The 13,520-nt window shown below is 63.3% G+C and carries 8 protein-coding genes; 5 read left to right on the forward strand and 3 right to left on the reverse strand.

What is annotated here, in order from left to right; genetic code table 11:
* Positions 1-151 precede the first annotated feature (151 nt).
* From V5E97_RS35005 to V5E97_RS35025, 5 genes are all read left to right on the forward strand, one after another.
* On the forward strand, positions 152-3,997 hold the full coding sequence (locus V5E97_RS35005) for a hypothetical protein (protein WP_406696167.1): 3,846 nt from the start codon (positions 152-154) through the stop codon (positions 3,995-3,997).
* 198 nt (positions 3,998-4,195) lie between these two features.
* Positions 4,196-4,690 (forward strand): hypothetical protein, encoded by a 495-nt coding sequence (locus tag V5E97_RS35010; protein ID WP_406696168.1) that lies wholly within the window; start codon positions 4,196-4,198, stop codon positions 4,688-4,690.
* A gap of 90 nt (positions 4,691-4,780) precedes the next feature.
* Entirely contained in the window at positions 4,781-5,773 is a 993-nt protein-coding gene (locus V5E97_RS35015) for a lipoprotein N-acyltransferase Lnb domain-containing protein (protein ID WP_406696169.1), read from the forward strand.
* A complete protein-coding gene (locus V5E97_RS35020) occupies positions 5,763-7,685 on the forward strand; it encodes a patatin-like phospholipase family protein (RefSeq protein WP_406696170.1) in 1,923 nt (640 codons plus the stop codon). Before V5E97_RS35015 ends, V5E97_RS35020 begins: the two co-directional genes overlap by 11 nt.
* A gap of 639 nt (positions 7,686-8,324) precedes the next feature.
* Positions 8,325-9,131, forward strand: coding sequence for a hypothetical protein (locus V5E97_RS35025; RefSeq protein ID WP_406696171.1), 807 nt, complete (start codon positions 8,325-8,327; stop codon positions 9,129-9,131).
* Positions 9,132-9,467: 336 nt separating this feature from the next.
* Here the strand turns inward: V5E97_RS35025 and V5E97_RS35030 are convergent, their stop codons facing one another.
* The 3 genes from V5E97_RS35030 to V5E97_RS35040 form a co-directional block, all read right to left on the reverse strand.
* Positions 9,468-10,580, reverse strand: a complete 1,113-nt coding sequence (locus V5E97_RS35030; protein WP_406696172.1) for a hypothetical protein — start codon at positions 10,578-10,580, stop codon at positions 9,468-9,470.
* A gap of 600 nt (positions 10,581-11,180) precedes the next feature.
* Positions 11,181-11,633 (reverse strand): hypothetical protein, encoded by a 453-nt coding sequence (locus tag V5E97_RS35035; protein ID WP_406696173.1) that lies wholly within the window; start codon positions 11,631-11,633, stop codon positions 11,181-11,183.
* Positions 11,634-12,495: 862 nt separating this feature from the next.
* The gene (locus V5E97_RS35040; RefSeq protein ID WP_406696174.1) at positions 12,496-13,515 is read right to left on the reverse strand and encodes a hypothetical protein; all 1,020 of its coding nucleotides are present in this window, start codon (positions 13,513-13,515) and stop codon (positions 12,496-12,498) included.
* Between the last annotated feature and the right edge of the window lie 5 nt (positions 13,516-13,520).

Consider the following 13,520-nt stretch of genomic DNA (forward strand, 5'->3'; position numbering starts at 1 on the left):
ACACTACCCCAAGTCAAGTCGTGTCCGAGATCGAGACCACGCATGGATCTGGGCCGTTGCGGGTTGGGGTCACGAACCCTCGCCCAGTGGATCGGTGCGCCCAGCCGGGCCGGTCAGCAGAGATGCCTCCTGTGAAGTAGGGAGCGAGGCCATGTCGCAGATTCGATCTCGTTCACCCTGGGAACCACGTCGCCGATCGCGGCGCCGTTCTACGGCCGTCCGCGCCCTGCGGTGGGCGGTAGAACACCTGGAATCGCGGGTCACGCCCGCGACGATCGCCGTGACCGGCATCGGCGATACGATCGCCCAGGACGGAGTGGTGACACTGCGCGAGGCGATTACCTCCGTCAACGACGGGGCCGCCGTCAACATCGATGTGGCGGCCTCCGGAGCTTACGGCACGGACGACACGATCAACTTCGCCATCCCGGGCCTGGGGATCCGGGTGATCACCGTGACCGGTTCGGCCCTGCCGGACATCGTCAAGACGGTGATCATTGACGGTTTCACCCAGCCCGGCTCGAGCTTCGGTGCTCCGCGGATCCAATTGGACGGGGACGCCACGAGTTTGGGTGCGGCCGGCCTGACCCTCTCCGACGTCAACGGCGCCCTGATCCGCGGGCTGGACATCACCAATTTCGATCAAGGCGGCACGGCGGCTGGCATTCGAATCACCGGCGGGTCGAATAACCGCGTCCAGGGCAACTTCATCGGCACCGACGCCAGCGGTACCGGGGGCCAGGGGAACCGCAGCGGCGTACTGATCCAAGGCGGGAGCACCGGCAACTTCATCGGCACCGACGGGGACGGTAACAACGACGCCGCCGAGGGCAACGTCATCTCGAGTAACTTCGAGGGCGTCGTGATCAATAGCGACAACAACCGCGTGTCGGGCAACTTTATCGGCACCGACGTCAGCGGCACGGCGGACCTGGGCAACACCATCGACGGCGTAAACATCACCTTGGGGACAGGCAACATTATCGGCACGAACGGCGACGGGGTGTCGGACACCCTCGAGCGCAACGTCATCTCCGGACACATCGAAGGCCCCGGGGTGATGATCAGCGGGCCCCTCTCGACCGGCAATCGCGTCGCCGGGAACCTCATCGGCACGGACCTCACCGGCACCCTGCCCGTGTCCAACTTCGTCGGTGTGCAAATCTCCAATGGCGCGTCGGGCAACATCATCGGCACGAACGGCGACGGGGTGTCCGACACCCGCGAACGCAACATCATCTCCGGCAACACAGGAGACGCGGTCCAGGTCAACTTTGGAAGCGACAATCGCGTGTCGGGCAACTACATCGGCACCGGTGTCAACGGCGTGACGGCCCTCCCCAACCTCGGCGACGGCGTATCGATCCTCCAGGGGACCGGCAACATCATCGGCACGAACGGTGACGGGACAGCCGACGACCTGGAGCGCAACGTCATCTCCAGGAATAACACAGGCGTCATTATCAACGGCACCAACAACCGCGTGTCGGGAAACTTCATCGGCACCGATGCCAATGGCACGGCGGCCCTGAGCAACACCTTCGACGGCATAACCATCAGCGCCCCGTCGTCCGGCAACATCATCGGCACGAACGGCGATGGGATGTCCGACGGCCTGGAAGGCAACGTCATCTCCGGGAACAACGGCCATGGCGTCGTGATCGATGGCGACGAGAATCGCGTGTCGGGCAATCGGATCGGAACCGACGTGACCGGGACCGCGGCCCTACCCAACTTCGCCAACGGGGTGCTGTTGAGGATAAGTGCTTCGAACAACGTCATCGGCGCCGGCAGTGATGCGCCGGGCGATGCGGCCGAAGGCAACATCATCGCATTCAACCCGAGGGCCGGGGTGGCGATCACCGGTGCCAGCTCGACCGGCAACCGGATCTCGCGCAACAGCATCTTCGCCAACGATGCTCTGGGCATCGACCTGAACGCCGACGGCGTGACGCCCAACGATCCCGGCGATGAGGAGACCGGTCCCAACGACTTGCTGAACTTTCCCGTCCTCACTTCGGCACAAATTGAAGGCCCGAACCTGATCCTCGAGGGCTTCGCCCGGCCCGGTTCGGAAATCGAGTTGTTCATCGCCGATCCGGACCCGACCGGCTTCGGCGAGGGCAAGACGTATCTGGTGACCCGCGTCGAGGGCGGGACCGACGACCTCGACGCCACCACCGGCAGCTACGGCCCGACGGTTCACGGACTCAACGTGGGCAGCGACACGACGAATCGCTTCCGCTTCGTGATCCCTCTGGCCTCGCTGCCGGGGGTCGCGGGGGGCACGGCGCTGACCTCCACCGCCACCATCGCCGGGACCACCTCGGAATTCAGCGGCAACGTCGCCGTCGCTCCTCCTTTGGAAGCCGATCTGGCGGTGACCAAGACCGTCGACGATCCCGCCCCCAACGTGGGCGACCTGATCACGTTCACGATCACGGTGACCAACAATGGTCCGGGCGATGCCACCGGTGTCCAGGTTGGCGATCTGCTCCCCCTGGGCGTCTCGTTCCTCGCGGCAACGCCTAGCCAGGGGAACTACAGCGCCGCCACGGGCCTCTGGACGGTGGGGGACGTCGCGAATGGGACTTCGCAGACACTGCTGATCACGGCGATGGTCACCAGTCCGGGCGTCGCCACGAACAACGCAGTGCTTTCCGGGTCGGACCAGGTCGATCCCAACTCGGCCAACAACAGCGCGGCGGTCGTCGTGACACCACGGCAGGCCGACTTGGCGGTGACCAAGACCGTCGACGATCCCGCCCCCAGCGTGGGCGACTTGATCACGTTCACGATCACGGTCACCGACAACGGCCCGGACGACGCCACCGGAGTTCAGATCGGCGACCTGCTTCCCACGGGGGTCACGTTCCTTACGGCGACGGCCAGCCAGGGGACGTACGATGTGGTGACGGGGATCTGGTCGGTCGGCGACGTCGCGAATGGGACTTCGCAAACACTGCGAATCTCCGCATGGGTGACCAGTCCGGCCGTGACGACGAACCTCGCGGCAGTTTCCCGGTCGAGCCAGTTCGATCCCAACGCCCAGAACAATAGCGCGACGGCCGTCGTGACGCCACGGACGTCGGACCTGGAAATCACGAAGACGGTCAACAACCCAAGTCCCCAGGTGGGCGACACGATCACCTACGCCGTCACGGTGAGCAACCATGGCTCCGGTACGGCGACGGGCGTTGAAGTCACTGACCGGCTCCCCTCGGGCTTGCTCTACGTGACGTCAACGGCCAGTCAGGGGACGTTTGACCCCGCGACCGGCGTCTGGAGCGTCGGGGCGATCGTTTCCGAGGCCCGCGCCGTCCTCATGATCCAGGCACGGGTCGTGACGGCGGGCCCACAGGCGAACTTCGCGTCGATCACGGGTCTCATTCCGATTGACCCGAATCCCGGGAACAACGTCGGGAACGTGGTGGTGACGGCAAGGCCCGTGGAGCCTCCCACGGTGACCTCGATCAAGCGCTTCGGCTTCCACGCCCAGCAGACCGAGCTCGTTCTTACCTTCAGCACAGACCTGGACCCGGACCGCGCCAGCAACGCGAGTAACTACCTCCTGACCCTGATCGGTCCCCGCGGCCGGCTCGGCCCTCGGATCCCGTTCGCGTCGCTGGACTATTCGCCAGTCACGGATGCGGTCACGCTCCATCCCGTCACTCGGCTCCCCTTGCGACAGCGGTACCGACTCGTCGTCAACGGGATGGCCCCGAACGGGCTGACCAGCACCTCGGGGATGTTCCTGGACGGTCTGGGCAACGGAAAGCCCGGCAGCAACTACACCAGGGTCTTCGGCGTGGGGATCCTCGCGGGTCCGAATCCGAGAATCCGAGCTTCCACGCCAGGACACCATCAAGTAGCCGCTTTGTGGCATCCGGCCCGGGACACTCGCCGGCAATTCACGCGTCGCCACCCAATTGGGGCGGGGGCCGAAGGACACGATTCGAGCTCGTCCGGGCCAGGAACGTGGACCTCGTCCACCTGAACCCGGCGGCCGTGGACGCCGCACTTGGTTCGACGGCCCTATTCCATGTGAGCCGCTGGTTCCTTCGTGCCTGATGCAGGCGCGATGAACGCTTCGGCGATAAACTGGAGCACGGTGGGAGTCCGGATCGCCTCCTTCCGCAGCGCTCTACGCCGATCGCCACGGACGCAACTTTCGGCCGAGTTCAAGGAGCCGCCCGTGCCCGTGATCTCCGAGCGGACGACCACGATCGACTGCGGTGACATGACGGTCCGCGCCATCAACCGCGTGGTCCGCGCAGCGGTCTTGGTGAGGACGATGCGGATTAGGTTGCTCCACCCGGCGGCCCGGCCCAACCTGGGCGTGGCCCTGCCCGAGGGTATGCACCTGAGAATCCAGGGGACGGCTGGCGACGACTTCCCCCGACTGAATGACGGGGCGGGACCACTCTCAAGGTCCGTGGCGGGGCCGGCTGGCCTACCGCTCGATGCCGTCGCACTTCTGTGGCCCGAGGGGACGCCCGGATGCCCCTCGACTACTCGTGCCCCGGCCCGTTTGCCTCAGCTTACGGCACACCACCTCTGTCTTTCTCTAACTCCAAATGATTCCCATCCAGTCGCGGTGAACGATGAGTTGGGGCTCGGCGCCGCACGCAGCCGGCCGATCCACCTCAAGAATGAGACGCCCAATGCTCCGAAAAGGCCGTGCGGGTAAACTGCGTGAAAGCCGGTCTTGATGCCGGCTCTAGCTGGTGCATCAACCCGTTCTCGCAATGCGCTGCGTCAACCAGAAGAGAAAACGTTTATGGGCCCCCTACTGGGAATCATCACGGGAGCATCGCTGCTGACCTGTGGCCTGGTTGCCGTATGGATGGTCGGCTCGATTTACTACGACGTGTGTGGCGGAGCCAGGTGGGGCCGTTGGGTCGCGCTGGCCTGGGCCATTGGCGTGATCGCGATGTTCGTGGTCTGGCGGCCGCTCTGGCAGCCGATCGTTGCCTTGTTCGGGGCGGAGTCGCTCTTCCTCGCCTGGTGGTACCGTCGGAAACCGAGCAGCGACCGCGACTGGGACCCTAGCGCGGCCGTGCTGCCGCGGGCTGTCATCGCCGGGGATGCGGTGACGATCGAAAACGTCCGCAATCTTGAATACCGTTCGCTGGACGATTTCACTCCGAATCGCGAAGTACGCACATATCACCTCTCGAACATTCATGGATTAGACATCATTTTCTTCAACTGGGGGAATGGGTTGATGGGCCACCCTGCCCTGGTCTTCGACTTGGGACCCGATGGCCGCATCTGCATGTCGATCGAGGCGAGAATCACTAAGGGGCAGAAATACTCAGTCGTTCGCGGTCTGTATCGACAGCAGGAGCTGATCTTCGTCGCCGCAGACGAACGCGACGTCATTCTGCGGCGCACGAAATATAGCCAAGGTCAATCGGCGTACCTCTACCGCATCAACTCGAGCGTCGAGGAGCTAACAAAACTGTTTCTCGATTACGTAAACACAATCAATCAATTGTACGAGAGTCCTCGTTGGTACCACGTGGTGTTTGCGAATTGCACAACGTCCTTCTACAAACTTCCCAGCAGAAAGGTCCGCTGGGACTGGCGCATCATTGCCAACGCCCGCTTGGATCGGGCCCTCTATCAGGACGGTCGCTTGGACCGGACTCTCCCGTTCGAGGAACTCCGCCGGCTCGCCTACCTTAACGACACTGCGAATGCAGCCCCCCAGGCGGGATTTGGCGATCATATCCGCCGCGAACTCGAAAGGCGCCGCCATGAACGATGAGGTCCTCTCGTTACTGAAGGTTCACGAATACTTTCAGGGTGCGTCCGAAGAGACCCTCGAGGAAGTCGTACGGCTCGGACGGATCGCGCAGTTTCCAGCCGGGAGCGTCGTCCACGAGGCGGACGTCGTGCTCACCACAGTGGGCTTCGTGCTGCGCGGGCGGCTCAAGGCCGTCCGGGTCAGCACCAGCGGAACGGAGTCGCTGTTTCGCATGATTGAGCGAGGTGAACAGTTCGGTCTCATGGTCGGCGCGTTGAACGAACCGGTGCCGATCCGCGTCGTCGCGCTCGAACCCACGACGGTCCTCAGGTTGGACTACGAGGAGGCGCTCGAGCTGACCTTCGCCAGGCCGGAACTGCGCCGTCTGTGGCTAAAGACCTACGCGGGAAGCCTGCGAAAGTTCTTCCTCGGCGCCGCTCCCAAGCGGTCGGCAACATTGCTGGCGCTGATTCACAATTCACCCGCGACGCGCCCGGCGGCCGAACGACTCATCAAGCGTCTGGGCGACATCGGTGAGCAGCTCGGCGTCTTGAGCGATTCGGACCGGCGGTTGGATTCGCCAAATGTGCGGTTTCGATCGCTCCGAGAGGACGGTCGAGATCTCACATCACAGGAAATCCGGGAGCAGGTCACTCGCTGGCAGGACGTCAATCGAATCGTTTTCGACGTCCATACCTACCTGACGCCGGAACGGACGGCGCAGCTTATGGAACTCGTCGACCGCGCCGTCTATTACATCCCGGCAGAAGCGGCAGACGCCGCAATCCGCCACCTGCAGGCGATCGACGTGACGGCCCGGGGCTGGCGTGACAAGATCAGTATCGCCTGGTTGCTTGGGGGCGACAGTCCCGTGGTCCCCGCCATTCCCAACCTCCCCGATCTTGCCTCCCGCGATTTCAAAATCTACGAAACGCCACCAAAATTGCCCACCGGCCGGTCGCTGGCAAACGGGATGGAGCGACTGGTACACGACCTCCGCGGCGTTCGCGTGGGCGTGGCCCTCGGCGGCGGGGCCGCCCGAGGCTTGTCGCACCTCGGCGTGCTCAAGGCCCTCGAACGCAGCGGCGTCGTCGTCGACATGATCGCCGGCACCAGCGCCGGCGCCATGACCGGTATTCTGTACTCCGCCGGCCTGGATCCCGACTACAACGCCGATGCGTTCGCCACGGACCTTCGCCCCTCCTGGATTTTTCGCCGACTGCCGCAAGGCAACTACTGGCACCTCCTGTACAAGTATCGCCGCGGAAAATTCGACCCGATGCTGCGCAAGTACCTGCATGACTGGAGGCTCGAGCAACTTGCCCTCCCTTGTCTTTCCGTCACAGTCGACCTGGTGAGCGGCAACTCGGTCGTTCGCGAACGCGGCGATGCCGTCCATGCGATCCTCGAGAGCATCAACTTGCCCGTGCTCTCCGTGCCGATCGTCCGCAACGGCCAGGCGCTGATCGACGGCGGGCTGGTCAACAACATTCCCGCGAATGTGCTGGTGTCGATGGGATGCAATTTCGTCATCGCCGTCAGCGTGACGGCGAAGCTAGAGACGAGCTTCTGCGACATCAAACCTGAGAAACCAACTCTGTCCCGAAAAAACCCGGGCATAGTGCCAACAATCCTTCGCAGCCTGCTCGTTCAGAATTACAACCTGAACGCTTTTGGTGTGCAACCGGCGGACGTGGTTATCGAGCCGGACGTGACGGGCATCGATGCCTCGGAGTTCATGAGGGCGAAGGAACTCGCCGTGATCGGCGAGGCGGCCGCGCTCGAACAGGTCCCGAAGATCCACCGGCTATTGAATCGGCTCGATCCTCAACTATTCAAGCTAACCCCCGACACACATGAGTCCGCGCCGGCGGGACCGGCTGTGCCCGGACGAACATCAGAGCCGGAATTACAGAGCCGCGAACGACCCTAGCCATCGGTATCACGGTGCCAAGGGCAAGTCGTCCGGGGGGACCGCGATGCGGGCTCGATCCATCCTCCCAGCGGGCAGCGAACGTGGTGGCTGGATTTGAACTGCGCAACTCATTAACTGAAGGATCAGGAGGTAATCCGGCACGACCGCGGCGAGCCATTCCGCCGCCGGTCGCGACCCCGACTGGGCCCAGACCCAACAGGCATCTCGCGAAGGGCGATTCGAACGATTTTCGGCGATTGCAAGGCACCTATCTTCCCAGGTTTTTCTTGCGGAAAATCCAAGAATTTCATAGATATTTGTGTTGCGTATTGTTGGATTGATGTCTGAAATCTGTGTGGGAGGACGATGGGCGCGTGGCGAAGGTCCAGGCGGCCCACAAAGGAATCTGGTCAGGATGTGTTCCAGCGATCGCGGCTGTGGACATGTCAAGAGTCATACCAGTTGGCAGGAGTGGCGATTGGACGCTGTTCCGATTCGGGGTGAAGGGCCCGTCCTCCTGCGGGGGGCACGACCGCCCGTGTTGGTTGTCGATGGCGTCTGCATGCTCGGACGCCCCGGAGGACGACACCCAGGTGAGCTTGGTGCAGTACCAGGCTCGTCAGCCCCCGGGAAACATGCGGCACAGGAGAAAGAACGATGACCAAATTCAAGGTTCTGGGAGTGGCTGCGCTGGCCCTCCTCACGCTGGCCCGCGACGCCACGGCCCAACGAGGGGGTGGTGCGGTCCGTACCGGCGCACGCGGAGCGGTGGTCGGCGGACTCGTGGGCGGGGAGTCCGGAGCGGCAACCGGCGCCAAGATTGGTGTCGTGACGGGCGCGGCCCGATCCGTTGGCCAGGAGGCACAGGCGCGCGCCCAGTACCAGGCCACCGCGGCATACCAGAGCGCCCCGCGCTCGGATTTCAATCAAGCCCCCCCGGCGGTTCTGGGCACGGCCCCGCCGGCAGCAACGGCCCCGCCGACGACGACCGCCGCACCGGCGGCAACCACTCCCAGGGGAGAGGCTGTCGTTCAGAAGAATGGAAAGCCCGTCGTCGCGGTCACGCTCCCTTCCGATTGGAAGCAGGCCCTGGGAGCCAACTATATCTCCGGCGTTAGTGCGGACGGACAGGCTTATGCGATGATCGCCACCCTGGACGGAGTCGCTGACAAACCAGCAGGGATCGACAAGGTCAAGCAAGGGCTCCTTCGATACCTTCAAGACATCAAGTACGATGATCAGACTGAGACGAAACGGGGTGCCCTCGTGGTCACCGGCACAGGAAAGGGGAAGAAGTCTGGCGTCGATGTGGTGTTCGCGGTCGGGGTCATGGATGCCGGCCCAGGGCAAATCGTCGGGGCCGCATTCATCCTCGATTCCCGGATCGAGGATTACTACAAAGAAACGATCCGCCAGATCTGCCAAACAGTTCGCATCGGGGACGATTTCGCAGCGAAGAAGTAGTCCCGTAGGGTGGACACCACCCGCCGCCGTGCGGACGGCCGAGGACCTGCCCCGACGCTGTCCGCGAGGCGCTGGGTGGTCCGGGCAAGGTAGTCCGCTGGATGACCGGGGTTCATGATCCGCTCGCCCTCGGTTTCGGGTAGCGAACTTCGCCCGGGACCGGTCGTATGATGAGATCGACCCTCGCCGCGGCCCGCTCTCCACCGCCGCTTCGGACCGTCCGTCCCGAGGCAGCAGGGCAGCAAGGAACGGGGCTAGCGTCAGAGCCAGTGCGCCCGCAACCTGCCACGCGCTGCAGCGCCATGACAGGCGGCGCGCGCCAGGTTGCGACCCATCTCACCAGGCCTTCATGAACCAGAAGATCATGCCGAGGTCGGCGACGCGATCATGGGTCACCGGCGTGGGCAGGCCGGCCAGGAAATACCAGTCGTTGCCCACGTGCGTGCGCATGCCGGGGGTCAGTGTCACGCTTGTCCGGTCACCGTCGGCAAGGGGGGTGTTCGCCACCACCGAGAGGTAGTAGGTGAAGTCGCCAAAAAAGGGCACATCATGCTCGGTCAAGGTATGACCGATCGCGAGTTGGCTGATCAGATTATCCCCACTTCCATCCATCGGGACCGCGAGACCGAGCCCGCCCCGAAGCACCCAACCGCCGGCGAAGTTGTTCCAGAAGCCGACGGACGGGGTCAGAACGGTCGTTTTTCCCGCAAGCGGCTGGGTGCCGGTCGGGGTCAATATCGCCAGTTCACCCGTGAGTGAGAAGTCTTTCGTCTCGTGCAGGAGCACGCGGGGCGTGAACGAAAGGTCGCCGAACCCCGTGTGACTCTGGGGCGTCGCCGCCCCCGGCCGGTTCGGGGAGATGACGGGCAATCCGGTGACGGCGTTGTTTCGGAGCACGAACGGGACGTTGATGATCAGGTCCAGGCGACGGCTCAACGGAGCGAAGATCGTGTAAGCGCCGAGGTAGCCGTCGCCCTTCGAGCCACGGTTGAACCCCTGAGCAAACGTGAAGAACGAGAGCCGGTAAAGGTTGCCGTCCGCGGCGTTGATCCAGCCCTGCCGGGGCGCGCCGCCGGAACCGTTGGGCGACGGTACCCAGGCCTCGTTCCAACCCTCGCTGAAGAGCGTCGAGAGCGGCAAGGGCCGCCAGGTATTCGGGTCGGGCTTGCCGAAGATCGACTCGGTGATCGTGTCGAAGAGGCCCATCTCGACCCGGGATGCTGCCGGTGCCACACCGGGGTAGTACGAGGGTTGGGGGACGGTCGTCGGATTGGGCAGCGCCACCGGAGGGGCACCGGTCTCGGCGAGATCGGCGAACCGCCCCGCTGACATCGCGGAGGGCGGTGTCGGGTATTGCGCACGCGCGAGATCTGCGAACGTCAGGAAAAAGAAGGCGAGCGCGGCCGCGAACACGGCGCCTCGCAGACGGAGCGCCTGGCTTCCTGCCATCGGTGAACTCCTGATTTATGGGTAACTATCATCCTAAGCTGTTCGGGGAGGAAGCCCGTAAGTCAGCCCTGCCTCGACACCCGTAACAACGTTATCAGTGCGGCCCGGAGAACGCCTTATTCATCGACGGGAGGTTCATTCCGACTTCGCCCGAATTGGCTCAAGGCGGTGGAATCACAATCCATTTCTTGGTTCAGGACGACCAAGGTTCGATGTTGACGCTCATTTGCTTCAACTTCCCCTCGCCGCCAATCCGGCGGGGCGCAGGGTTTCTATAGGGGGGGCGCAACGATTCGTGACAATCCGAGCCACTGAAGTTCCGCCCCGTTCAGACGGCTGTGAAGTATTGTGCACTATCTGCGCCGTAAAGCACGATGCGGAACCAACACCGACACTTGCCTTTTCGATCGAATCGGATGGCCGGGCTGCCACCGAAGTGACGCCCGGCCGCATCGGTCGACGTGTGAATCTGCTCACCGGCCGCCGGCCGCGCGGTAACCGGCCGCGGCGCCCATCAGCGAGCCGCCGACACCGTCCCGAGGGGGCCCGTAAGTCCAGGCCGGCGCGCCCCCGCAGGTTGATCGGAGAAGCTGGGGACGGTCAGCGCCCCCGGCCCAAGCCGCCGAAGCCCAAGCCGGGCCGTACCCCCAGACCAGATGCCGGCCCGCCCAAACCGCCCCCACCCATACCCGGTGCGCCAAAGCCCAAACCGGGCTGGACGCCCAGCCCGGAGAACGGCCCGCCGACACCGCCCAAGCCGTAGCCAGGCCGGTCGTACCCGTAGGCGCCGGGATAGCCGGCCGTGCCGCCGGCATACCCGGCGTCGTAGTATCCCCCGCCAGCCATGCCGTAGCCGCCCCCGGCGCCGTAGTAGCCCGTCGTGGTCGCGTAGCCAGACTCCGCATAGCCGTACGTGGCGGTCGCGTGGGCCCTACGCCGGTGGCACGCCTCCGACGTCGTCGCCCACGAGACGACCAGCATCGAGGAGACCAGAAGACTTACCCTCATGTTGCGCGTCATGGTCAGTTCTCTCTTGGGACTCGGTGCGTTCACGATGAATCGGCACGTTCGCAGTGCAGCGTGAGGTCGCGTCTGCCGCTCGCGCGTCTAGTCGACGCGCCCCACCTTTGGTATCCAGGCAATCTCACCAGACAAAAAATCCACCTCCTTTACAAGTCTTAACCGGAACAGATCTCCTAATCCCTGCAAATTGTTGCCAGCGTCGAGAGTCTCGAGGGGCGGGAACGGTCCCCTCGGACTCGGCGGATTGAGCCAGGCTTCGGCTCCGCCCACCACACTTTCATGAAGCGGAGAATTAAGATAGGGCCCGGAGGGGGATGCCAATGGCGAGGGCCCAGATCACGGCCAGCTTCGTGCGGCCCCAGTCGGGAGGGCACCGACATCACCACCTCAAACTCGCCATTCCGCGGCCCAGCCCGGGACCTCCCGTCGGCACGGGCTCCGCTGGGTGAGGCCCCCTCCCACCACTAAGTGGGCTCCGGGCTGGTTAACGCCCTCCGCCCGCCGGTGGCGGCAGTGAGCGCGACAAGGCTAATATCATCGGTGGTTACCTCTATGGAGGCACGTCAGAGCCAGAGAGCCGCTCGCCGTAACAGTAAAATTGTTGTTGATTACCGATTTTTTTTGAGATGATCCATTTTGCCGTCCTGCTTTCGGGGACGATCATCTCCGCCAAGTATTTGGTATCCAACTACGATCATTGATGATTGCGTTAGCTTCCCCGATCGACTTGTCACTACTGGCAACCAAACGCGTTGCGGAAATTGCCCACTTCACGCAGCAAATGGTCGCCCGACATGAGGATGGTGTATGCAAACAAAGCGCCGGCTTTCTCCTCGTCTTCGGCTTGATGGGCAGTCGCTTCTCATATGGCGTCAGGTTGCGAAGGAGATCTTTAACGCAACTTCGCCATGTTCCGCCAAAATTGCTCGAGGCTCCCCGTGCCTCCGAATAGGGTGGTGAAGATAGTCGAGTCGGCAAGCAGGATATCTCCGCCGCGTGTACCTGTCGGCGGCATCCAGAGGAACGAATTAAACTCCTGATTCCCCGCAGCGGTGAATGGATGCGGTCGGGATAGGTCGATGGGCTGCCTGGCCAGAACATGAATCGACTTCGTATCTTCTGTTGTTAGCGCATAGTGCGGCAGATGCAGATGGAAGTTGAACGTGGCCACTCCCTTCAGCAAACCCAGCTTGTCGAGATCCTTGTTGATGGTAAGTGGCGCGATCTGATCGGTTCCCTGCACGACGGCAGGCCGAAGCCCGAACTGATTGAGTACGGGCACTTCGAGGCCTGTCATCAGCGAACGCGTGTACTGGCCGAAGCGCTGCTGACGCGGCACGAGCTCGTCGCCGTGATGCTTGTACTCCATCTGACGCTGCTGCATGTCGCTGGTGAAGCCGACATCGTGATGCGGCGCCAGGAGCAGGCAAGTGCCTTCCCGATCGAGCCACTTTCGGATGGCATCGATTTCCCCCTGCTCGGCTTCCTGCTCGGAGACGAGGTGGTCCAGGCCGAAAACCATCAACGTGTCCGTGTCTGCAAGCACTCTCTCATCGATCGGGAGCTTGTACCCTGCCTGGTCGATGCGTTGGTAAACAGCCACGGGATGATCGGTCGTCTCACCCACGATCTGCTGGAACGCGAGGGTGGAGCGGTGGAATAACTCCAAGGTGCCAGCGATCCCCTGGAGGAAGTTCATCTTATCCCACTCGGACCCCTCGAAGCTCGGCCAGGCGACCCGGCGAACCTCGGTCATGGTCGAGAACCGATTGTCCAGGTCGGTCAGGTCCCGGTTCGCTTCCCACGGATAGCTCCAGGTCCAGTAGATGCTGAACCGTCGACGACCCGGCGTGTACGGCCGCAGTACGTGGTTCTGGTTATAAGTTCGACCGGTTTGGTTCGTCGATCCCATTCCCA

The organism is Singulisphaera photorubra (assembly GCF_045290345.1).
Lineage (GTDB): Bacteria > Planctomycetota > Planctomycetia > Isosphaerales > Isosphaeraceae > Singulisphaera.